At 73.4% G+C, this 21,079-nt stretch carries 18 protein-coding genes; 11 read left to right on the forward strand and 7 right to left on the reverse strand.

Annotation, left to right across the window (positions count from 1 at the left end; translation table 11 throughout):
- Window positions 1-365 precede the first annotated feature (365 nt).
- The 4 genes from ACFYVJ_RS03640 to ACFYVJ_RS03655 all read right to left on the reverse strand — a co-directional run bounded on the left by ACFYVJ_RS03640 (window position 366) and on the right by ACFYVJ_RS03655 (window position 4,833).
- The gene (locus tag ACFYVJ_RS03640; RefSeq protein WP_027744874.1) at window positions 366-698 is read right to left on the reverse strand and encodes a small basic family protein; all 333 of its coding nucleotides are present in this window, start codon (window positions 696-698) and stop codon (window positions 366-368) included.
- On the reverse strand, window positions 695-1,588 hold the full coding sequence (locus tag ACFYVJ_RS03645; RefSeq protein WP_388886270.1) for a DUF881 domain-containing protein: 894 nt from the start codon (window positions 1,586-1,588) through the stop codon (window positions 695-697). The genes ACFYVJ_RS03640 and ACFYVJ_RS03645 overlap by 4 nt, the downstream gene beginning before the upstream one ends.
- An 81-nt stretch (window positions 1,589-1,669) precedes the next feature.
- The gene (locus ACFYVJ_RS03650) at window positions 1,670-4,165 is read right to left on the reverse strand and encodes a sugar phosphate nucleotidyltransferase (protein WP_388886272.1); all 2,496 of its coding nucleotides are present in this window, start codon (window positions 4,163-4,165) and stop codon (window positions 1,670-1,672) included.
- Between the two features lie 47 nt (window positions 4,166-4,212).
- The gene (locus ACFYVJ_RS03655) at window positions 4,213-4,833 is read right to left on the reverse strand and encodes a CDP-alcohol phosphatidyltransferase family protein (protein ID WP_388886274.1); all 621 of its coding nucleotides are present in this window, start codon (window positions 4,831-4,833) and stop codon (window positions 4,213-4,215) included.
- 313 nt (window positions 4,834-5,146) lie between these two features.
- Here ACFYVJ_RS03655 and ACFYVJ_RS03660 point away from each other — a divergent pair, with 313 nt between their 5' ends.
- On the forward strand, window positions 5,147-5,596 hold the full coding sequence (locus tag ACFYVJ_RS03660) for a PTS glucose transporter subunit IIA (RefSeq protein ID WP_388886276.1): 450 nt from the start codon (window positions 5,147-5,149) through the stop codon (window positions 5,594-5,596).
- A gap of 100 nt (window positions 5,597-5,696) precedes the next feature.
- Window positions 5,697-7,367: a phosphoenolpyruvate--protein phosphotransferase gene (gene ptsP, locus ACFYVJ_RS03665; RefSeq protein WP_388886278.1), complete on the forward strand. Its 1,671-nt coding sequence runs from the start codon at window positions 5,697-5,699 to the stop codon at window positions 7,365-7,367.
- 192 nt (window positions 7,368-7,559) lie between these two features.
- Here the strand turns inward: ptsP and ACFYVJ_RS03670 are convergent, their stop codons facing one another.
- Together ACFYVJ_RS03670 and ACFYVJ_RS03675 are read right to left on the reverse strand one after the other, a co-directional pair.
- The gene (locus ACFYVJ_RS03670) at window positions 7,560-8,447 is read right to left on the reverse strand and encodes a hypothetical protein (RefSeq protein ID WP_388886280.1); all 888 of its coding nucleotides are present in this window, start codon (window positions 8,445-8,447) and stop codon (window positions 7,560-7,562) included.
- Between the two features lie 69 nt (window positions 8,448-8,516).
- Entirely contained in the window at window positions 8,517-10,595 is a 2,079-nt protein-coding gene (locus ACFYVJ_RS03675) for an acetoacetate--CoA ligase (RefSeq protein ID WP_388886282.1), read from the reverse strand.
- Between the two features lie 256 nt (window positions 10,596-10,851).
- Here ACFYVJ_RS03675 and ACFYVJ_RS03680 point away from each other — a divergent pair, with 256 nt between their 5' ends.
- The 6 genes from ACFYVJ_RS03680 (at window position 10,852) to glpK (ending at window position 18,059) form a co-directional block, all read left to right on the forward strand.
- Window positions 10,852-13,182, forward strand: a complete 2,331-nt coding sequence (locus ACFYVJ_RS03680) for a TIM-barrel domain-containing protein (RefSeq protein ID WP_388886284.1) — start codon at window positions 10,852-10,854, stop codon at window positions 13,180-13,182.
- Between the two features lie 94 nt (window positions 13,183-13,276).
- Window positions 13,277-14,104 (forward strand): M15 family metallopeptidase, encoded by an 828-nt coding sequence (locus ACFYVJ_RS03685; RefSeq protein ID WP_388886286.1) that lies wholly within the window; start codon window positions 13,277-13,279, stop codon window positions 14,102-14,104.
- 55 nt (window positions 14,105-14,159) lie between these two features.
- Window positions 14,160-14,654: a TrmH family RNA methyltransferase gene (locus ACFYVJ_RS03690; protein WP_388886288.1), complete on the forward strand. Its 495-nt coding sequence runs from the start codon at window positions 14,160-14,162 to the stop codon at window positions 14,652-14,654.
- A 30-nt stretch (window positions 14,655-14,684) separates the two neighbouring features.
- Window positions 14,685-15,482 carry an RluA family pseudouridine synthase gene (locus tag ACFYVJ_RS03695; RefSeq protein ID WP_388886290.1) on the forward strand — a complete coding sequence of 266 codons (798 nt, stop codon included), beginning with the start codon at window positions 14,685-14,687 and terminating at the stop codon, window positions 15,480-15,482.
- 306 nt (window positions 15,483-15,788) lie between these two features.
- The gene (locus ACFYVJ_RS03700; protein ID WP_388886292.1) at window positions 15,789-16,523 is read left to right on the forward strand and encodes an MIP/aquaporin family protein; all 735 of its coding nucleotides are present in this window, start codon (window positions 15,789-15,791) and stop codon (window positions 16,521-16,523) included.
- A 15-nt stretch (window positions 16,524-16,538) separates the two neighbouring features.
- On the forward strand, window positions 16,539-18,059 hold the full coding sequence (gene glpK, locus ACFYVJ_RS03705) for a glycerol kinase GlpK (RefSeq protein WP_388886294.1): 1,521 nt from the start codon (window positions 16,539-16,541) through the stop codon (window positions 18,057-18,059).
- A 31-nt stretch (window positions 18,060-18,090) separates the two neighbouring features.
- Here glpK and ACFYVJ_RS03710 read toward each other — a convergent pair whose 3' ends face one another.
- Window positions 18,091-18,513, reverse strand: a complete 423-nt coding sequence (locus ACFYVJ_RS03710; RefSeq protein ID WP_347579127.1) for a roadblock/LC7 domain-containing protein — start codon at window positions 18,511-18,513, stop codon at window positions 18,091-18,093.
- Window positions 18,514-18,686: 173 nt separating this feature from the next.
- Here ACFYVJ_RS03710 and ACFYVJ_RS03715 point away from each other — a divergent pair, with 173 nt between their 5' ends.
- The 3 genes from ACFYVJ_RS03715 to ACFYVJ_RS03725 all read left to right on the forward strand — a co-directional run bounded on the left by ACFYVJ_RS03715 (window position 18,687) and on the right by ACFYVJ_RS03725 (window position 21,064).
- Window positions 18,687-19,076, forward strand: coding sequence for a hypothetical protein (locus ACFYVJ_RS03715; protein ID WP_388886296.1), 390 nt, complete (start codon window positions 18,687-18,689; stop codon window positions 19,074-19,076).
- 259 nt (window positions 19,077-19,335) lie between these two features.
- Window positions 19,336-20,391 carry an L-histidine N(alpha)-methyltransferase gene (locus ACFYVJ_RS03720; RefSeq protein ID WP_388886298.1) on the forward strand — a complete coding sequence of 352 codons (1,056 nt, stop codon included), beginning with the start codon at window positions 19,336-19,338 and terminating at the stop codon, window positions 20,389-20,391.
- A 16-nt stretch (window positions 20,392-20,407) separates the two neighbouring features.
- Window positions 20,408-21,064, forward strand: coding sequence for a hypothetical protein (locus ACFYVJ_RS03725; protein ID WP_388886300.1), 657 nt, complete (start codon window positions 20,408-20,410; stop codon window positions 21,062-21,064).
- Window positions 21,065-21,079: the final 15 nt, after the last annotated feature.

Raw genomic sequence — 21,079 nt, forward strand, 5'->3', positions numbered from 1 at the left:
CTGGGGCTGCTGCGCCGGGGATTTCCGGGGCGGCTGCTGGCCGGGCGGCCGCTGCGCGGGCGGCTGCGGCCCCTCGGGCCGCTGCTGCGGCGGCTCCGGCCGCTGCTGCGGCGGCTTGCGCGGCGGCTGCTCGCGGGAGGCGTGGCGCGGCGGCTGCGGCGGCTGGTCGCGCGAGTGGCGCGGCGGCGCGTGCTCGCGCGAGGCGTGCCGCGGCGGCTGGTGCCGGGGCGCGGGCGGGCGCGGCGGCGCGGGCTGCGCCGGCGCGGTGGGCGGTGTCGGCGGTACGCCGGGCGTGCCCTGCGGGTACGCGGCGGGCGGGTCGCCCGGGCGCGGGGAGTTCGGCGGAGTCTCGTCGGACACGGGCATCACGCCTGGAAGACGTGCCGCCGGATGGCGGCGGCGTTGGAGAAGATCCGGATCCCGAGGACGACCACGACGCCGGTCGAGAGCTGCGCGCCGACGCCCAGCTTGTCGCCGAGGAAGACGATCAGCGCGGCCACGACGACGTTCGACAGGAACGACACCACGAAGACCTTGTCGTCGAAGATCCCGTCGAGCATGGCCCGCAGCGCTCCGAAGACCGCGTCGAGCGCGGCGACGACGGCGATGGGCAGGTACGGCTCCAGGCCCGCCGGCACCACGGGCTGGACCACGAGGCCCATGACGATGCCCGCGACGAGGCCCAGTACGGCGATCACGAGGGGTTGTTCTCCTTCGGTTCTGCGTGGCGTAGGGACAGGCCGGTGGCGGCCGGCAGCCGGAGGTCGTCGCGTGCGGAGATCCCGGCCCTGATGCCGTAGTTGTCCTGGAGCACGTCCAGGTAGTGGCCGTCGGCGTTCTCCCTGAACCGCTCCAGGAGGTGTTCGCCGTCGCCGATGGCGAGCACCGTGTACGGCGGCGCCAGCGGGCGGTTGTCGACGAGGATGGCGTCGCCGGCGGCGCGGATCGCGGACAGGGCGGTGAGCCGGCGGCCGTTGACGGAGACGGCCTCGGCGCCGGCGAGCCAGAGCCCGTTGACGATGCGCTGCAGGTCGCGGTCGCGTACCCGGCCGTCGTCGGCGAAGCTCGTGGAGCTGCGCGGGCCGCCGGTCGCGCCGGTGCCCGCGTCGGCGGCGTCGTCGACCACGAGGCGTACGCCGGGGCCCCGGGCCTCGGCGGCGCCGGCCAGCAGCGCGAGCAGCGCCGCCCGGTCGCTGCCGTTCTCCTCCAGCGCCTCGCGCTGCCGGTCGGCCACCTCGCCGTGCAGTTGCTCGACCGTGCGGTCGAGGTCGTCAGCCGCGGCGGTCCTGTCCTCGACCCGCTCGATCAGCTCCTCGCGCTCGCGGGCGAGGTCGGGTGCCTCGATCCGCGCCTCGGCGGCGCCGACGGTGAGGACGAGCGCGGTCAGCACCAGGCCGGCGGCGAGCCAGGCCCGCCCGCGCAGGCGCTGCGGAAGCCGCTCGCCGCGCGGGCGGGCGCCGTGGCGCGCGGCGGCCTCGGCGTACCCGTCGTCCAGGCTGTGATCCATCAGCCGGGTCAGCAGCGACATGGAGGCGTCCGGACGGGGGCGTGCCGGTGCGCTGCTCCGTTCGGGGGGCTGCTGCGGCATGCCGGACATCGTTGCACGCCGGGAGCCCTTATGGTGCCGCGACCCCTGGGTTGGGTGAACTCTCGCTCCGCTGTGCGCGCGTCAGTCGCCGCTCCCGTCGACGACCGCCGCCCACTCGTCGAGCAGGGCTTCGGCGGACGCCTGGTCGGGTCCCTCGGCCCAGAGGTGCGTGACCGCCTCGGCGCGGTCCGGCAGCACCAGCACCCAGCGGCCGTCGGCCTCCACGACCCGGACGCCGTCGGTGGTGTCGACGTCGCGGTTGCCCGCGGCTTCCACCACCCGGCGCATGATCATGCCCTTGACGGCCCACGGGGTGGCGAGGTCGCGGCAGAGCACGTACGCCTGGGGGATACGGGCGTCGATCTGGCTGAGGGTGAGCTGAGTGCGTGCGACCAGGCCGGTGAGCCGGGCGAAGGCGGCGGCGCCGTCGAAGACGGAGGAGAACTCCGGGACGATGAAGCCGCCCCGGCCGTCGCCCCCGAAGACGGCGTCGTCCATCCGCGCCACCCGGGCCAGGTCGTCGGGCGAGGTGGTCGTCCACTCCACCTGTGTGCCGTGATACGCGGCCACCTGTTCGGCGATACGCGTCGTCGTCACCGGCATCGCCACCCGGCCGCTGCGCCGCTCGGCCGCGACCAGGTCGAGCAGGACGAGCAGCGCCCGGTCGTCCTCGACGATCCGGCCCTTCTCGTCGACCAGCGAGATGCGCTCGCCGACCGGGTCGAAGCGCACGCCGAAGGCGGCCCGCGCGGAGGACACGATCTCGCCGAGCCGGACGAGGCCGGCGCGGCGCGACTGCGGCGTCTCCGTCGGACGGGACTCGTCCAGGCCGGGGTTGATGGTGAGCGCGTCCACGCCGAGCCGGCCGAGGAGGCTCGGGAGCACCAGTCCTGCGCTGCCGTGCGAGGCGTCCACGACGACTTTGAGGCCGGCCTCGGCGATGCCGCCGGTGTCCACGGCGCGCAGCAGTGAGCCGGTGTAGGAGTCGAAGACGCTGGCGGGGAAGCTCAGGTCGCCGATCTCGCCGGGGAACGCGCGGCGGTACTCCTGGCGGGCGTAGACGCGGTCGAGCTTGCGCTGCGCGGCCTGCGAGAGGTCGGCGCCGCGCTCGTCGAGGAACATGATGTCGACGGAATCCTGTACGCCCGGGGTGGTGCGGATCATGATGCCGCCGGCGCTGCCGCGCGCGGTCTGCTGCCGGGCCACGGGCAGCGGCACGTTCTCCAGGTCGCGTACGTCTATGGCGCTGGCCTGGAGCGCGGAGATCACCGCGCGCTTGAGCGCCCGGGCGCCGCGCGAGTGGTCGCGGGCGGTGGTGACGCTGGAGCCCTTCTTCAGCGTGGTCGCGTACGCCCCGGCCAGCCGGACGGCGAGTTCGGGGGTGATCTCGACGTTGAGGATGCCGGAGACGCCGCGGGCGCCGAAGAGGTGGGCCTGGCCGCGCGACTCCCAGATCACCGAGGTGTTGACGAAGGCGCCCGCTTCGATGGTCTTGAAGGGGTAGACCCGCACATTGCCCTGGATGATCGATTCTTCGCCGATCAGGCACTCGTCGCCGATGACGGCGCCGTCCTCGATCCGCGCGGCGCGCATGACGTCGGTGTTCTTGCCGATGACGCAGCCGCGGAGGTTGGTGTGGCCGCCGACGTAGACGTTGTCGTGGATGACGGCGCGGTGCAGGAACGCGCCCTGCTTGACGACCACGTTGGAGCCGAGGACCGAGTGCTCGCGGACCTCGGCGCCCTGCTCGACCTTGGCGTAGTCGCCGATGTAGAGCGGGCCGCGCAGGACGGCCTCGGGGTGCACCTCGGCGCCCTCGGCGACCCAGACGCCGGGCGAGATCTCGAAGCCGTCCAGATCGAGGTCGACCTTGCCCTCCAGCACGTCGGCCTGGGCCTTGACGTAGCTCTCGTGGGTGCCGACGTCCTCCCAGTAGCCCTCCGCCACGTAGCCGTAGATGGGCTTGCCGTCCTTCATCAACTGCGGGAAGACGTCGCCCGACCAGTCGACGGAGGTGTCGGCCTCGACGTAGTCGAAGACCTCGGGCTCCATCACGTAGATGCCGGTGTTGACGGTGTCGGAGAAGACCTGGCCCCAGGTGGGCTTCTCCAGGAACCGCTCGACCTTGCCCTCCTCGTCGACGATGGTGATGCCGAACTCCAGCGGGTTGGGGACCCGGGTGAGGCAGACGGTGACCAGCGCGCCCTTCTCGCGGTGGAACGCGATCAGGTCGGTGAGGTCGAAGTCGGTGAGCGCGTCGCCGGAGATGACGAGGAACGAGTCGTCCTTCAGGGCTTCCTCGGCGTTCTTCACGCTGCCCGCGGTGCCCAGCGGACGGTCCTCGTTGGCGTACGTGAGCTCCATGCCGAGCTCCTCGCCGTCCCCGAAGTAGTTCCGCACCAGGGAGGCGAGGAACTGGACGGTCACCACCGTCTCCGTCAGCCCGTGGCGTTTGAGCAGCCGCAGGACGTGCTCCATGATCGGCCGGTTCACCACCGGCAGCAGGGGCTTGGGCATGCTCGCGGTCATGGGGCGCAGGCGGGTGCCTTCGCCCCCAGCCATCACGACGGCCTTCATATCGGAAGCGTCCTCCTTGGGCGTGAGACGGCGATGCCGGCTGCCGCCTAGTCGGGGGTGGTGTCCGCGCGGGCGTCCCCTCGGATGAGACGGCGCACCTGGATGAGGTAGAGGCCGCCGGCCCACCAGTACAGCGCTGTACCCCAGCCGGCGAACGCCCATCCGAAAATAGCAGAGAGTGACGAGACCCATCCACTTGCGTCACTGAGGAGGAGCAACGGAAAGGCGTACATCAGGCAGAAGGTGGCGGACTTGCCCAGGAAGTTCACCTGGGGCGGCGGGTAGCCGTGCCGGCCGAGCAGCCAGACGCCCGCCCCGACGATCGCGTCGCGGGAGAGCAGCAGGACGGTGAGCCACAGCGGGAGGATCCCGCGCCAGGTCAGGCCGACGAGGGTGGCCAGGATGTAGAGCCGGTCGGCGGCCGGGTCGAGGATGCGGCCCAGGTTCGAGACCTGGTTCCAGCGACGGGCCAGCTTGCCGTCGAGGTAGTCGCTGATGCCGCTGAACGCCAGGATCGCCAGCGCCCAGCCGTCGGCGTTCGGGCCGCCGAACTCAGGCCAGAGGATGAGCCACAGGAAGACCGGCACCAGGACGAGCCGGGACATGCTCAGGAGATTGGGGACGGTGAAGATCCGGTCCTTCGATTCAGCCGTCTCCTGGACCTCCACCCGCCTGCCTCCCCGTCCGTTCCCGCCGGTGCCGCCAGACGCGCCGACGATGCGCTCTGACCTTACCCGTCGGCGGGAACGGGCCCGCGCCCAGGCCGGTTCGGGGGACGGGGCGGAGGACTGGGCACGGGGCGGCGCCGGGGGTGGTTCCGCGGGCTGGGCAGGGGGCTGCCCGGAGGCCGGGAGGGGGCCGGCCGCGACCGGCTCCCCTCGATACGGAATGACACGTTCCGATTGGTTACGCTTCAGGAGCGGCACGGCCCCCGCGGACGCGGGCGGCGCCGACCCCCCGCTGTCTTCTGGAGGCCCCGGCATGACCCAAGTCTCGTCCCCGCTCAGCGGCCGCGCCATCGGGCTCGCCGCCGTGCCCGACCCGGTCTTCTCCGGGGCGATGGTCGGTCCCGGCACCGCCGTGGACCCCGAGCGCGGGTCCTCCGAGGCGGTCGCGCCGATCGGCGGCCTGGTGGTCTCCCTGCACCCCCACGCCTTCGTCGTCGTGAACGACGAAGGTCGCGGGGTGCTCACCCACCTCGGCATCGACACCGTGCAGCTCAACGGCGAGGGCTTCGAACTGATCGTCGCCAAGGGCGACCGGGTCGAGCGCGGGCAGCCCGTCATCCGCTGGGACACCGTCGCCGTCGAGGAGGCAGGCAAGTCGCCGATCTCGCCGGTGGTGGCGCTGGAGGCGGCCGCGGGCGCGCTGTCCGCGGTGGCGGAGGACGGGGAGATCAAGGCCGGCGAGGCGCTGTTCACCTGGGAGTGACGGGCCGGCGGCGACCGATCGGCGGGCCCCGGTGCTGCGGCCCGTGCGCGTACGACAGCCGCGGCGGGACGCCGCCGCGCACTTGCGGAAGACTGGTGACATGGAGACGACCCTGCAAGGCGTCGGCGTGAGCCACGGGGTGGCGATCGGCGAGGCACGGCACATGGGCACGGCGGTGCTCGAACCGCCGGCGAAGCAGATTCCCGCGGCGGAGGCGCCGCGCGAGCAGGAGCGGGTGCGCAAGGCCGTGGAGGCGGTGGCCGCCGACCTGGTGGCACGCGGCAACCTGGCCGGCGGCGAGGCACAGGCCGTGCTGGAAGCGCAGGCCATGATCGCGCAGGACCCGGAGCTGGCGGCGGACGTGGAGCGGCGGATCGCCGTCGGCTCCTCCGCGGAGCGCGCGGCGTACGACGCCTTCGCGGCGTACCGCGAACTGCTCGCCGGGGCCGGGGAGTACATGGCCGGGCGGGTCGCGGACCTCGATGACGTGCGCAACCGGATCGTCGCCCGGCTGCTGGGCGTGCCGATGCCGGGGGTGCCCGACAGCGACGAGCCGTACGTGCTGATCGCCCGCGACCTCGCCCCCGCCGACACCGCGCTCCTCGACCCGTCGCTCGTCCTCGGCTTCGTCACCGAGGAGGGCGGGCCGACAAGCCACAGCGCGATCCTCGCCCGCGCGCTCGGCGTGCCCGCGGTGGTGGCGCTGCCGGGCGCCGTCGAGCTGGCGGAGGGCACGGTCGTGGCCGTCGACGGCTCGACCGGCGAGGTGTTCGTCCAGCCCGGGCCGGAGAAGCGCGCGGAGATGGAGCAGATGGCGGCCGAGCGCAGGGCCGCGCTGGCGGCGGCCACCGGCCCCGGGGCGACCTCCGACGGGCACAAGGTGCCGCTGCTGGCGAACGTCGGCGGCCCCGCGGACGTGCCGGCGGCCGTCGCGGCGGGCGCGGAGGGCGTGGGGCTGTTCCGCACGGAGTTCCTGTTCCTGGACGACAGCAGGACGGCGCCGTCGGAGGCGGCGCAGATCACCGCGTACCGCAAGGTGCTGGAGGCGTTCCCCGAGGGGCGCGTCGTCGTACGCGTCCTGGACGCGGGCGCCGACAAGCCGCTGGAGTTCCTCACCCCGGCCGACGAGCCGAACCCGGCGCTCGGCGTCCGCGGACTGCGGTCCCTCCTGGCCCACCCCGACGTGCTGCGCACGCAGCTCACCGCGCTGTCCAAGGCGGCGGCCGGGCTGCCGGTGTACCTCGAAGTGATGGCGCCGATGGTGGCGGACCGGCAGGACGCCGCGGACTTCGCGGCGGCGTGCCGCGACGCGGGGCTGGGGGCGAAGGCCGGGGCGATGGTGGAGATCCCGGCGGCGGCGCTGCGGGCGCGGGCGATCCTCCAGGAGGTCGAGTTCCTGTCGCTGGGGACGAACGACCTGGCGCAGTACGCCTTTGCCGCGGACCGGGAGGCCGGGGCGGTGTCGCGGTTCCAGGACCCGTGGCAGCCGGCGCTGCTGGACCTGGTGTCCTTCGCGGCGGAGGGTGCCAAGGCGGAGGGCAAGAGCTGCGGGGTGTGCGGCGAGGCGGCGTCGGACCCGCTGCTGGCGTGCGTGCTGACGGGGCTGGGGGTGACGTCGCTGTCGATGGGCGCGGCGGCGATCCCGTACGTCCGGGCGACGCTGGCGAAGCACACGCTGGCGCAGTGCGAGCGTGCGGCGTCGGCGGCGCGGGCGGCGGACACGGCGGAGGAGGCCAGGGAGGCGGCGCGGGCGGTGCTGTCGGGCGAGTAGCGGGCCGTTCCGGGCCGGGGTGCCGGCCCCGCCCCTTCCCGAAACCGGGGCCGCCGCCCCGGACCCCGCACGGCGCGGCGTCCGAATCCGGGCCGCCCGGCAGGGCCCTTCGGGCCCGCCGGCTCTGCGCCGTGGCACTTGTCCTTTCGGGTCCTCGGCGTCTTGCGAACAGCCGTCGCACCCGTCCCGCCCTCATCGGTGGCAGCCCTTCTCCGGGCGGGGCAGCGGCGTGCCGGCGCCGTAGGTGACGTCGGGTTCCGGGGGCAAGGGGGCGCCTGTTCTCGCGTTCGTGCAGTACGCCGCGTAGACCTCCTTCTCCGTCAACGGGGCCAGCCAGCCGTCCCGTAGCCGCCAGCCCCTGACCCGCTCCCTGCCGTCCGCCCCCGTCGTGCGGGCCACCACCCCGCCCGCGCCCGACGTGGCGATGCCCGCCGCCAGCACCAGCCGCAGCGCCTCGCCGTCCGGCGGGCGGAGGCGCGGCGGGCCCGGCGGAACCTGCGGGTCCGCGCTGCGGGCCACCGCGACCAGCGGGAAGCCCGCCGCGCGGACCGTGGTCACCACGTGCTGCGCGCCCGGGCCCAGGGCCTCCGTCAGGCGGTCGACCAGCAGGCCCGCGCGGGCCAGTGCCGCGTCCGCCCGGTGCTCGCCGCAGTCCTCGCAGCGGCCCGCCGCCGCCAGCAGCGTCGCCGCGCGCTCGCGGGAACGGCTGCGGGCCGCCGCATCGAGGAGTTGGGGCACCAGGCGGTCCATCGGCTGGCCCCCGTACGGCACCGCAGGGCCGCGGGCGGCTGACTCCGCCACGTAGCGGCAGCGGCTCGCCGGGGTGTCCGGCTCCAGGCCCCGTTCCGCGCAGAAGCGGGCGAAGCCCGGTGGGTCGAAGAGCGCCACCGTCGTGTACGCCCCCTGCGTGGCCCGGGCCCGCAGGACGCCCTCGACCTGCCGCAGATACGCCGCGTGGTCGTCGAACAGAAAGCTCCCATACCGCCGCATCGCCGCGAAGTCCGCGGCATCCGCCAGCAGCCCCACCGCACCCGGCATCTCCCGGCGCAGCAGCCGGGCATCCGTCCTCGTACGCGCCATGACTCCCCCTCTACGGAGCGCAACCGATCACTACGCACCGTAATCGAGGGGTCTGACAATCCCGCGGGGTCAGCCTCGCGACCGCGCCATCCGCTCGTAGAACCTCAGCAGGTCCACCCGGTCCACCGACCCCGGATTGACCGCCTTCTCCAGCGGCGTGCCCTGCAGCATCCGCTTCACCGGCACCTCCAGTCGCTTGCCGGTCAGCGTGTGCGGCACGCCCTCCACCTCGATCACCTCGTCCGGCACGTGCCGCGGCGAGAGCTGCTCGCGGAGCGCGGCGCGGATCCGGTCCCGCAGGCCGTCGTCCAGCCGCGCACCCGTGGTCAGTTGGACGAAGAGCGGCATCCAGTAGCCGCCGCCCGGCTCCTCCACGCCGATGACCAGCGACTCCCGCACCTCCGGCAGCCGCTCCACCACCTCGTAGATGTCCGCGGAACCCATCCGCACGCCCTGCCGGTTCAGCGTCGAGTCGGAGCGCCCGTGGATGACGACCGAGCCGCGCGAGGTGAGCGTGATCCAGTCGCCGTGCCGCCACACGCCGGGGTACGTGGAGAAGTAGCTGTCCCGGTAGCGCTCGCCGTCCGGGTCGTTCCAGAACCGCACGGGCATCGACGGCATCGGCTGCGTCACCACCAACTCGCCCACCTCGTCCGTGACCGGCTCGCCCGCCGGATCCCACGCCTGGAGGTCCGTGGCCAGGCAGGCCGCCTGGAGCTCGCCGACGTGCACCGGCAGCGTCGGCACCGCGCCCGCGAAGCAACTGCACACGTCCGTCCCGCCGCTGACCGACGCGATCCACATGTCCGCGGGACCCGCGGGATCCGCGGGGTCCGCCCGGTGGAACTCGTCGTGGATCCAGCGGAATCCGTCGGGCGGCAGCGGCGAGCCCGTCGTGGCCACGCACCGCACTCGCGTCAGGTCCAGGTCGCGGCCCGGGTGCACGTCCGCCTTGCGGCAGGCCATGACGTAGGCCGCCGAGGTGCCGAAGAACGTCGCCTCCGTGCGCTCCGCGACCCGCCACTGCGCACCGACGTCCGGATACCCGGGGCTGCCGTCGTACGTGATCACGGTCGCGCCCACCAGGAGGCCGGAGACGAGGAAGTTCCACATCATCCAGCCGGTGGAGGTGTACCAGAAGAAGCGGTCGCCGGGGCCGAGGTCGCAGTGCAGCGCGAGCTGCTTCAGATGCTCCAGCAGGATGCCGCCCTGGGACTGCACGATCGCCTTGGGCAGGCCGGTGGTGCCGGAGGAGTACAGCACCCACAGCGGGTGGTCGAACGGCACCTGCTCGAAGACCGGTGCCGCGCCCGTGGCCACCAGCGCGTCCCACTCCAGCGCGCCCTCCGGCGGCGGGGTGCCGAGCAGCGGGACGTGCACGACGGCGCGCAGGGTGGGCAGTTCGCGGCGCAGTTCCGCGACGGTCTCGCGGCGGTCGTGCTCCTTGCCGCCGTAGCGGTAGCCGTCGACGGTGACGAGCACCACCGGCTCGACCTGGCGGAAGCGGTCCAGGACGCTGCGGGCGCCGAAGTCCGGGGAGCAGGAGGTCCACACCGCGCCGACCGCGGCGGTCGCCAGCAGGGCGACCACGGCCTGCGGGATGTTCGGCAGGTACGCGCCCACGCGGTCCCCCGGCCGTACGCCGAGCCGGCGCAGCTCCGCCGCCAGCGAGCCGACCTGCGCCCGCAGTTCCGCCCGGCTCACCGGCTGCGGCTCGCCGCCCTCGGCGACGTGCAGCAGCGCGGGCCCCGCGGCGGTGCCGGCGTCGCGCAGCGCGTGCTCCGCGTAGTTGAGCCGGGCGCCGGGGAACCAGCGGCCGCCCGGCATCGCGGCGTCCGCGAGGACCGTCTCGTACGGGCTGGAGAACCGGACGTCGAACCACTCGGCCGCCGCCCGCCAGAAGCGCTCCAGACCGCCGTCCGGCGCCACCGACCAGCGGTGCAGCGCCGCGTAGTTCGCCTCCGGGTCGCCGGCTACGGGCGCCGGCGCGCCGTGGTGCTCCGCGGCCCAGCGGTGGAAGCGGGTGAGCTGCGCCTTCCCGACGCGCTCGGGACCGGGCCGCCACAGCGCTGCGGGCGGCTCGGGCGGCCCGGAGGAAGCGGAGCCCGCGGACGGCGCGGACGGTTCTGTGGGCGGCTGGCTCGGCATGGCGTGACTCCCGTGGTACGGCATCCGCATGAGGGCTGCGCCGCCGCCGGCCCGGTGGGGCGGCCGCGGCGCGCATGGAGCGCCCGGCGAGGGTGGCCGGTGCTCCGGTGAGACGATGCCACGTGATCGAAAGCGGCACCAGTACGACCCGTCCGTGCCGGCGTACGGCGTGCACAGGCGGCGCACGACCGCACTCCCGGTGAACAGCGGTTGAACTCTCTCGCCCGCCGTGGTGTGCGGTGGCAGGCTGATCAGCATGGATCCCTCCGCCCTCACCCGGCGTGCCCGCGCCCTGCGCGCCGCCGTGCGGAACCGGCGGGCCGACGCCGCCGCGCTCCCCCGCCCCCGTGTGGAGCGGGCCCGGGTGCCGGGGCTCGCGGTCGGGGCCGAGCCGGCGCCCGGCGGGGGCCTGATCCGCTTCGCCCGCTCCGCGCTGCAACTGCGGGTGACGACGACCGGCGCGGTGTTCTGCGGCTGGGACGGCGCGGAGCCGGAGCCGTCGTACGCGCTCGCCCGCGGCCCGGAGACGGACGCGCGGGTGGAGCTCGAACCGGACGCGGCGGGCGGCGGCTGGCGGGTGGTGTCGGAGCGGGTCACGGTGGCGGTGTCGCGGCGCGGGGCGGTGGAGGTGCGTACGCCCGCGGGCGTCGTGCTGCGCCGGGAGCAGCCGCCGCGATGGTGGGAGTCGCCGGCATCCCCGGAGGACGACGCGCACGAGGAGGTGCGGCGCTGGGTGCAGCGCGCCCACGTCGCCCCGGACGCCCGGTTCTTCGGCCTCGGCGGCCGCTCCGCGGGCCCCTCCCTGCCGGACGGCCGCTACCGGCTGTGGAACACCGACCCCGGCGGCGCCTTCGCGCCGGGCGACGACCCGCTGTCCCTGACGATGCCCGTGCAGTTCGTCGTCTCCGACGCAAGCTGCCATCTGCTCTTCCACGACAACTCCTGGGACGGCACCGTCGAGCTGTGCCGCGGCGCGGAGGGCGCGGGCTCCGGCCACGACCGGCCGGGCCGCGTCGAGGTGCGCATGTCCGGCGGGCCGCTGCGCTACTGGGTGATGGCCGGTACCCCCGCCCGCGTCCTGCAGAGCTGGACGGCGCTCACCGGCGCCCCCGCCGTCCCGCCGGCCTGGGCGCTGGGCTACCAGCACGCGCGCTGGGACTTCGGCGGCGCCGAGGGCGTACGCCGCGTGGTGCGCGGCTACCGCGAGCGCGGCCTGCCGCTGGCCGCGGTGCACCTGGACATCGACCACTACGACGGCCACCGGGTCTTCACCGCCGACCCGCACCGCTTCCCCGACCTCCCCCGGCTGGCCCGCGAGCTGGCCGCCGACGGCGTGCGCATGGTCTCGATCGTCGACCCGGGCGTGAAGGCCGAGCCGGGCTATCCGGTGTACGACGCGGGCGTGGCCGCCGACGCCTTCGTACGGGACGCGCGCGGCCGCCCCGTACGCGGCGTGGTGTGGCCGGGCGACGCGGTCTTCCCCGACTTCACGGAACCGCGGGCGCGCAAGTGGTGGGGCGGGCTGTACGCGGAGCGGCTGCAGCAGGGCTTCACCGGCTTCTGGCACGACATGAACGAGCCCGCGTCCTTCGCCGCCTTCGGCGAGAAGACCCTGCCCCGCTCGGCCCGGCACGCCCTGGAGGGCCGCGGCGGCGACCACCGCGAGGCGCACAACGTCTACGCCCTGCAGATGGCCCGTGCCGCGTACGGGGCGCTGACCGGACTGCAGCCCGACCGCCGCCCGTTCCTCTTCTCCCGCTCCGGCTGGGCGGGCCTCCAGCGCTACGGCGGCACCTGGTCCGGCGACGTGGCCACCGGCTGGCCCGGCCTGTCCGCGTCGCTGGCGCTCGTCGTCGGCCTGGGCCTGTGCGGGGTGCCCTACTCGGGCCCGGACGTCGGCGGGTTCAGCGGGCGGCCGGATCCGGAGCTGTATCTGCGCTGGCTCCAGCTCGGCTCGTACCTGCCGCTGTTCCGCACCCACTGCGCGTTCGACGCCGGGCGACGCGAGCCGTGGGAGTTCGGGCCCGAGGTGCTGGAGCACGCGGGCGCGGCGCTGCGCGAGCGGGAGCGCCTGCGCCCGTACCTCGCGACGCTCGCCCGGCTCGCGGAGCGCACGGGCGCGCCCTTCGTCCGTCCTCTGTGGTGGTACGACCCCGCGGACCGGGCGCTGCGCGAGACGGAGGACGCCTTCCTGCTGGGCGACGCGCTGCTGGTGGCCCCGGTGCTGGCCGCGGGAGCCCGCCGCCGCGCGGTGCGGCTGCCGCTGGGGCGGTGGTACGAGACGGCGACGGGCCGCGCCCTGACCGGCCCGGGCACCGTGGAGCTGGAAGCGCCGCTCGCCCGGGTGCCGGTGCTGGCCCGCGCGGGCGCGGTGCTGCCGGTGGCGGGCGCGGAGGGCGGTACGGAGCTGGAGGTCTGGGCGCCGCCGCCCGGCGTCACGGGCGGCGGCCTGGTCGTACGGGACGACGGCGACGGCTGGGAGGCGCCGCGGCTGGAGCGGTACGTGACGCGGTGGACCGGCCGTACGACGGTGCGGCGCGAGGACGGCGCCGAGCCCGACCTGCCGGTGCGGGTACGGGGCGAGTAGCCGCCCGTACGGGCAGTCCGGTCCGATCCGTGCACCCGGACGGCCCCGTGCCGTCCCCTTCCCCGCGCGCCCCCGCTGCGATAGTGAAAGGGCCATGCCAATGAACGCCGCCCTCGCGCGCCCCCTGTCCCGGCTCGCCGTCCTGGCCGCCGCCGCGGCCCTCGCCGTCACGGCCACCGCGGCACCCCCGGCCGCCGCGAAGCCGGAGCCGAAGGCTCCGAAGGAGTTCGTCGCGCTCTCCGACGTGGACCCGACGATCCTGCACGACATCCGCTACGTCACCCCGCACAACTTCACCGGCGAGCGCATCGACGGCTACCGCAAGCCGATGTGCATCCTCACCGAGGACGCCGCCCGGGCGCTGAAGAAGGCGCAGCGGGCCTTCCTCCGGGACGGCTACACCCTGAAGGTCTACGACTGCTACCGCCCGCAGCGCGCCGTGGACCAGTTCGTCACCTGGGCCGAGGACCTGGACGACCAGCGGATGAAGGACGAGTTCTACCCGCGCGTCGACAAGTCCCGGCTCTTCGAGGACGGCTACATCGCCGCCCGCTCCGGCCACAGCCGCGGCAGCGTCGTCGACCTCACCCTGGTGAAGCTGCCGGCCGGCAGCACGCGCCCGTACGAGCCGGGTGAACCGCTCGTCGACTGCGCGGCCCCGCGCAAGGAGCGCTTCCCCGACAACTCGATCGACATGGGCACGGGCTACGACTGCTTCGACACCCTCAGCCACACGCTGGACGAGCGGGTCACGGGCGAGCAGCGCGCGAACCGGCTGCGGCTCAAGGACGGCCTGGAGGCGGCGGGCTTCGTGAACTACGCGTACGAGTGGTGGCACTTCGCTCTCGCGGGCGAGCCGTTCCCTGACACGTACTTCGACTTCCCGGTCCACCGCCGCTCGCTGTCCGGTAACGGACGCTGACGGAGCGCGGCCGGCGGCCCTGCGACCCGGTCCGCCCTTGTAGACTGGGCCGATTATGTTCGACCACATTCGGCATCGGCCGCCGGCCACGCTCACCAGAGAACGCGAAATCGTCGTGGCCTGTGCTCCTCTCCGCACCCGCGCCAATCTGTCCAGCATCGTCCGCACCGCGGGATGCTGCGGAATCACCAGGGTCATCGCGTGCGGAAACGCGAAAGTCGACCCCGATGTCGCCCGGGACAGCACGGACCACGTCACGATCGAGGTCCGCAGGACGCTTCCGCCGGTGCTGAAGGACCTCCGCGCGGCCGGCTACCGGGTCGTCGGCCTGGAGCAGACGACCAACTCCCACGATCTGCACACCTTTTCCTTCCCCCGGAAAACGGCCCTCGCCGTCGGAAACGAGCGACTCGGCCTCACAGAGGAGGAGTTGAAGTTCGTGGACGACTGCGTCGAGATTCCCGTCTGGGGAATGCCGCACAGCTACAATGTCGCGACCGCGACGGCCATGGCGCTGTACGAGTACTGCAAGCAGTACCCGGAAGGCTGATCCGGAATCCGCCCGAATTCGATGAGAGACATGCAGATGACCGTGCCCGGCTGGCGGGAAGTCCGCGACGCTTCCGTACTCCTGGAGGACGAGTCGGTTCTGGTGCTGAACAAACCCGCCGGGATTTCCGTGATGGGCGAGCGGCACGGCACCGATCTCGTGGAACTCGCCGCGGAGGCGGGAGAGCAGCTTTATCCGGCCCACCGCGTCGACAAGGTCACCTCCGGCGTCGTCCTCTTCGCCAAGGACCTGGCCACGCACGGCGGCCTGACCCGGCAGTTCAACAAGCGGACCGTCGACAAGGCGTACCTGGTCGTCACCGCGACCACGGGACTGCCCGACCGGGGCACGATCGAACTGCCCCTCGGCGTCGGGCGGAAGAACAGGGTGCGTATCGCCGCGGCGCGCGAGGCGATCCGGGCCGACGAGGCGGACGGCCGCTGGTGGGTGGCGGAGGAGGACGTGCTCGACGGGAAGAACTACCCGTCGACCACCCGTTTCCATACGCTCTGGAGCGACGGCGGGCATTCGGTGCTCCTCGCCCGGCCGGTCACCGGCCGGCGGCACCAGATCCGCGTCCACCTGGCCTGGATCGGCCACCCGATCCTGGGCGACCCCCTCTTCGACAAGGCCGCCGCGGCGGCGGGCCTGCGGACCCATCTGCACTCCTGGCGGCTGGGCTTCGACGCCTCCTGGCGCGACGGCAGCCGCGTCGACGTCGTGGCCGACCCGGACGAGGGCTTCTGGGAGCCGCTGTCCAGCGCCCTGTCCGCCGACGCGGTCGACCGCCTGCTGCACGACGGCGCGAGGCTCCTCCGCCCGGCCTGAGGCGCGCGGTCCGGCCCCCGACCAGCGGTGTCGAAAATACATTTGAGGCCGTCGTGTCCAGTGTCTTGACGGTCCATCAGTGCAGGTGAACACTGCCGGATGTCAGTCGGGCATCGCCGCACGACGGCACCCGCCGCCCTGTCTCCCACCGGCGATACGCCTCGCTGACGCGCGCTCGCAGCGACGCCGGTCGGGGTGTGGACCTCTCGCCCCTGCCGGCGCTCGACGTCATGGCAACAGCCAGGGAAGAACGCACCCTTCGTCTCGGCCGGGACGGTGATCCCGGTGGTTGATCGAGGAGCCGCAGTGGACTATCCCAATGGGGACATCTTCGCCGGTGAAGTGATCGGCACCGCCATTCTGATCCTGTTCGGCGCGGGCGTCTGCGCCGCCGTCACCCTGGAGAAATCGAAGGCCAAAGCATCCGGCTGGGTCGTCATCGCCTTCGGGTGGGGCTTCGCCGTGCTGGCCGGCGCGTACACCGCCGCGCCGCTGTCCGGCGGGCACATCAACCCGGCCGTGACCCTCGGCGTCGCCGTCGAGAGCAACGAGAACTGGGGGAAGGTGCCGCTGTACATCGTCTCGCAGATGCTCGGAGCGCTCATCGGCGCCGTGCTCGCCTGGCTCGTCTACTACGGCCAGTTCGCCCGCAACGCGAACCGCGAGACGTCCATCGAGACGCTCGGCATCTTCTCCACCCGCCCGGAGATCTACCACCCGTGGCAGAACCTCGTCACCGAGATCATCGCCACCGTCGGGCTCGTACTGCCGATCCTCGCCTTCGGCCTCACCGAGGGGCTGGCCGAGTCCGGCACCCAGGTGCTCGTCGTCGCGCTGCTCGTCGTCGGGATCGGCCTGTCGCTCGGCGGCCCCACGGGCTACGCCATCAACCCGGCCCGCGACCTGGGTCCCCGTATCGCCCACGCGCTGCTGCCGATACCCAACAAGGGCACCAGCGAGTGGAACTACGCCTGGATACCCGTGGCCGGCCCGCTGATCGGCGGCGTGCTGAGCGCGCTGATCTACAAACTCGCCTTCTAGCAGCAAGGGGACGTCATGACGGACAAGTACGTCGCCGCCATCGACCAGGGCACCACATCGAGCCGCTGCATCGTCTTCGACCAGAACGGCGGCATCGTCGCCGTCGACCAGCGCGAGCACCGCCAGATCTTCCCCAGGCCCGGCTGGGTGGAGCACGACGCCACCGAGATCTGGGCCAAGACCCAGGCCGTGGTCGCCGGGGCGCTGGCCAAGGCGGGGCTGCGGGCCGACGAGCTGAGCGCCGTGGGCATCACCAACCAGCGCGAGACGACCGTGCTGTGGGACCGGGCCACCGGCAAGCCGGTGCACAACGCCATCGTCTGGCAGGACACCCGTACCGCCGCGCTGTGCACGGAACTCGGCGGCGAGGACGGCCAGGACCGCTTCCGCGACCGTACCGGGCTGCCGCTCGCCAGCTACTTCTCCGGGCCCAAGGCCGCCTGGCTGCTCGACAACGTGCCAGGACTGCGCCGCCGGGCCGAGAACGGCGAGATCGCCTTCGGCACCGTCGACTCCTGGCTGATCTACAACCTCACCGGCGGCGTGGACGGCGGCGTCCACGTCACCGACGTCACCAACGCCTCCCGCACCATGCTGATGAACATCGAGACCCACCAGTGGGACGAGTCCATCCTGTCGGCCATGGACCTCCCGGCCGCCATGCTGCCGGAGATCCGCTCCTCCGCCGAGGTCTACGGCACCTGCACGGGACAGCTCGGCGGCGTACCCGTGGCCTCCGCGCTCGGCGACCAGCAGGCGGCGATCTTCGGCCAGACCTGCTACGGCGTCGGCGAGGCCAAGAACACGTACGGCACGGGCAGCTTCCTGCTGCTCAACACCGGGACCCGGCCGGTGCCGTCGAAGAACGGGCTGCTGACCACCATGGGCTACCAGATCGGCGGCGAGGCGCCCGTCTACTGCCTGGAGGGGTCCATCGCCATCACCGGGGCGCTGGTGCAGTGGTTCCGCGACCAGCTCGGCATCATCTCCGCCGCCGAGGAGATCGAGACGCTGGCGGCGAGCGTCGACGACAACGGCGGGGCGTACATCGTCCCGGCGTTCTCCGGGCTGTTCGCCCCGTACTGGCGCGGCGACGCACGCGGCGTCGTCACCGGCCTGACCCGGTACGTCACCAAGGCGCACCTGGCGCGCGCCGTACTGGAGGCGACGAGCTGGCAGACGCGCGAGGTCGTCGACGCGATGTACCAGGACTCGGGGGTACGGCTGACGGATCTGAAGGTGGACGGAGGGATGACCGCAAACAATCTGCTGATGCAGCACCAGGCGGATGTCCTGGGCGTCCCCGTGATGCGGCCGGTGATCTCCGAGACCACCTGCCTCGGCGCCGCGTACGCCGCGGGCCTGGCCACGGGCGTGTGGCGGGACCAGGACGAGCTGCGCTCCCACTGGAAGCGCGACACCGAGTGGACGCCGCGCATGGACGAGGGCACGCGGGAGCGCGAGTACCGCAACTGGCGCAAGGCCGTCGAGCGCAGCTTCGGCTGGCAGGACGACCAGGAGGACGGCGCAGGCTGACGCCGCGGCGCCGCGGCGCGGCCGTCCGACGTCAGGACCTGCTGCCCCGCGGCGCCGCCGCCAGATGCTCGCCGACCCGCTTGACCAGCAGCGTCATCTCGTACGCGATCTGCCCGATGTCGGCGTCCGACGCCGCCATCACCGCGAGGCAACTGCCGTCGCCCGCCGCGGTGACGAAGAGGAACGCGTCGTCCAGCTCCACGAGCGTCTGCCGTACGGAACCCGCCTCGAAGTGCGTGCCCACGCCCTTGGCCAGGCCGTGGATGCCGGAGGCCACCGCCGCCAGATGCTCGGAGTCTTCCCTGCTCACGTCCTCGGAGACGCTCATCGGCAGCCCGTCGGAGGACAGCACCAGCGCCATCCGCACGCTCGCCAGCCGCCCCACCAGATCGTCGAGCAGCCAGTTCAACCGGCTCCCCGCCGGGTGCCGTCTGTTCCCACCCTGCACAACCATGCCCGCGTCCCTTCCCCAGTCGGCGCAGCCTACTACCGTCGCCCCGGCAACTCGTAGCCCCCTTCGAACGTTGACACATCGGAACGTGTGAACATGGGTACCCCGGGCTTTCGTCACCCCGCGTGCGGGGCAGTGACCCTGGGCACCCGGCAGTCGAGCGGGAGAGGGAACTGATGGCTGCGGAGGAGGAGCTGCGACGCCCCGAATCGCCGCTCTGGGTCGAGGAGCCCGTCGGCACACCGAGGCTTCCTGACCCGGTGCGGACGGCGGCCGTACGCGCCGTGATCATCGTGGCCGTGACCCTGAGCCAGGCGATGGCGGCGCTGCTGTTCACCGTCAGCGGGTCGTGGCCGGCCTTTCCGCTGCTGCTGAGCACGGTCGTGAGCACCGTGGCCGCGACCTGGGGCGTGCTGGACGTGTGGGTGACGCGGCAGGTCTGGAAGCAGCGGTACGGGGTGGAGTCGCGGCCCAGCAGCGCCGCCCGCCGCGCCCGCAGGGAGCGCCGCGGCGGCCGCCGTACGCAGCGCGACCGGCCGCCCGGAGCGGTGCCCGCCGGAGTCTGACCGGGCCCGCCGGCGGCTGCGCGCCGCCGCGCCCGTGCGGTGACCGAACCCGAGCGCATCCGGGCGGTTTCGGCTTGTTGTCGTTGCATCCGCCAACTACGGTTCTACCAGCAGGAGTCGGAACTTATTCATAGGGCGGCCGTTTCGTATGACCACAGGCAGCAGGGGGCTTCACCGCCTTGAGGCCGCACTGTCCGGGTGGGACTCCCCCTGGTCCCTCTGCGTGGTCGGCGAGGACCAGTCGCAGAAGTTCTCCCAGATGAGCAGCGCACTGCGGGAGCCGTACTCCGAGACGGGCGACGGGAAGTACATCGCGTCCGGATTCTCGTACTGGGGCGTCGCGTCGACCATGGCGTGGGTGCACGCCTGTTCCGACCTGTTCTATCCGGTGATGCGGGAGAGCATCGAGTCCTTCGCGCAGCGCTGGCGGCAGATCGCCGGCGAACTCGACGGCACGCCCCGCCACTACGTGAGCCTCGGCACCGGCACCGGGCAGAAGGACCAGACGATCCTGGACCGGCTGCGCCAGGGCCGGGAGCCCGGCTCGCTGACCTACGTCCCCGTCGACGTCAGCCCCGAGATGCTGCGGCTGGGGCAGCGGGAAGCGCTGCGCCACCTCGATCTGCCGATGGGCGGGGTCGTACCGGTGCAGCTCGACTTCGCGAACGTGCGCAGCGTGCGCGAACTGCGCCGGCTGGTGGAGCGCCTCGTCGGCGACGAGCCGGTGCTGTACTCGCTGCTGGGCAACACGCTGGCCAACTTCACCGACGACACCGGGCTGCTGACGATGCTCACCGGCAGCCTGCTGCGGCCACAGGACCGGTTCCTGCTGGAGGTCGCCCGCTCCGCCTCGCTGGACGAGGACGCCGCGCACGAGGCGGCCCGCGAGTACCGGTCGAGCCCGCGCTTCGCCGAGTTCGTCACCAGCGCGATCATGGAGTACACCGACCTGCACATCGACATGGCCAGCGTCACGTACGAGCCGTCGGTCGAGGACGACCGGGCGCTGAAGGTCAAGGTCGTCTACCGCAACCGCACCGGCGGGCAGGTGCTCCTGACCCTGCCCGACCGCAGCGGCGTCGAGTTCCCCGACGGGGACACCATCCGCCTCCTGACCACCCGCAAGTACTCGGCGGCCGGGCTCGGCAAGCTGCTCGCCGACGCCGGGGCCGCGGAGGTGACCCGGACCAGCTCCGGTCTGCACTCCGGGTTCGGCGAGACGGGCTTCGGCATGGACCTGGTGCTGCTGCGCCCCGCGGCGGAGGCGGCCGACGAGGCGCCGGCCGAGGTCCCGGCCCCGAACCCGTTCGGCTGAGCCGGGCGCGCGGGGAATGGTGCGTCCGTCACGGAGCGCGTTCTACGGGGTGTTCACGGCCACCGCGCTCGTCGTCGCCCTCGGGCTGTGCGTCGCCTGGCTGGTGCGCGCCTCGGACGACGGCCGGTGGGAGCCGGCGATCCAGGTGCCGGCGATCCTCGCGGCGATGAGCGGGGTGATCGCGGAGCGGCGGGCGGCGGCCCGGGAGCGGGAGAAGCAGACGCTGCGCGCGCTCGCCGAGGAGCTGGTGAAGAACACCGCGGTGCTCGACGACCCGCGCTTCGCGCCCCTCGACCCGGCCCGCCCGGTGCACCGGGTCTTCCCGCGGCCGGTGCTGTCCGCGACGGACGCGACGCTGGTCTCCGGAGTGCTGGCCGGGCGCGAGCACCAGGAGCTGCTGGCGCTGCTGCACAAGTGGCGCGACGCGGTACGGGAGTTCAACCGCCGCCTGGACCTGGCGGAGCTGCGCAGCTTCGTCGTGGAGGCGGACGGCCCGGAGCTGCTGCGCATCGACCGCGACCTGCACCGCGACGGCGGCCACCTGGACGAGACCCGCCGCCTGCGGGACGCGATCGAGGAACTGCTGCGCACTCGGTACCGGGACAAGCCCGAGGTGGTCGAGGCGCTGGCCGGGGCCCGGGGGCCGGGGCGGGCGGTGGAGCCGGGCCGCTGAGCGCGGCCCGCCGGC

This window comes from Streptomyces sp. NPDC004134 (assembly GCF_042874195.1).
Taxonomy (GTDB): Bacteria; Actinomycetota; Actinomycetes; order Streptomycetales; family Streptomycetaceae; genus Streptomyces.

What these genes read in the sequence shown, in the direction of transcription:
- ACFYVJ_RS03645 (WP_388886270.1), bottom strand. Translation starts at nt 1,588, where the DNA reads ATGCCGCAGCAGCCCCCCGAACGGAGCAGCGCACCGGCACGCCCCCGT.
- ACFYVJ_RS03650 (WP_388886272.1), bottom strand. Translation starts at nt 4,165, where the DNA reads ATGAAGGCCGTCGTGATGGCTGGGGGCGAAGGCACCCGCCTGCGCCCC.
- ACFYVJ_RS03660 (WP_388886276.1), top strand. Translation starts at nt 5,147, where the DNA reads ATGACCCAAGTCTCGTCCCCGCTCAGCGGCCGCGCCATCGGGCTCGCC.
- ptsP (WP_388886278.1), top strand. Translation starts at nt 5,697, where the DNA reads ATGGAGACGACCCTGCAAGGCGTCGGCGTGAGCCACGGGGTGGCGATC.
- ACFYVJ_RS03670 (WP_388886280.1), bottom strand. Translation starts at nt 8,447, where the DNA reads ATGGCGCGTACGAGGACGGATGCCCGGCTGCTGCGCCGGGAGATGCCG.
- ACFYVJ_RS03675 (WP_388886282.1), bottom strand. Translation starts at nt 10,595, where the DNA reads ATGCCGAGCCAGCCGCCCACAGAACCGTCCGCGCCGTCCGCGGGCTCC.
- ACFYVJ_RS03680 (WP_388886284.1), top strand. Translation starts at nt 10,852, where the DNA reads ATGGATCCCTCCGCCCTCACCCGGCGTGCCCGCGCCCTGCGCGCCGCC.
- ACFYVJ_RS03685 (WP_388886286.1), top strand. Translation starts at nt 13,277, where the DNA reads ATGCCAATGAACGCCGCCCTCGCGCGCCCCCTGTCCCGGCTCGCCGTC.
- ACFYVJ_RS03690 (WP_388886288.1), top strand. Translation starts at nt 14,160, where the DNA reads ATGTTCGACCACATTCGGCATCGGCCGCCGGCCACGCTCACCAGAGAA.
- ACFYVJ_RS03695 (WP_388886290.1), top strand. Translation starts at nt 14,685, where the DNA reads ATGCAGATGACCGTGCCCGGCTGGCGGGAAGTCCGCGACGCTTCCGTA.
- glpK (WP_388886294.1), top strand. Translation starts at nt 16,539, where the DNA reads ATGACGGACAAGTACGTCGCCGCCATCGACCAGGGCACCACATCGAGC.
- ACFYVJ_RS03710 (WP_347579127.1), bottom strand. Translation starts at nt 18,513, where the DNA reads ATGGTTGTGCAGGGTGGGAACAGACGGCACCCGGCGGGGAGCCGGTTG.
- ACFYVJ_RS03715 (WP_388886296.1), top strand. Translation starts at nt 18,687, where the DNA reads ATGGCTGCGGAGGAGGAGCTGCGACGCCCCGAATCGCCGCTCTGGGTC.
- ACFYVJ_RS03720 (WP_388886298.1), top strand. Translation starts at nt 19,336, where the DNA reads ATGAGCAGCGCACTGCGGGAGCCGTACTCCGAGACGGGCGACGGGAAG.
- ACFYVJ_RS03725 (WP_388886300.1), top strand. Translation starts at nt 20,408, where the DNA reads ATGGTGCGTCCGTCACGGAGCGCGTTCTACGGGGTGTTCACGGCCACC.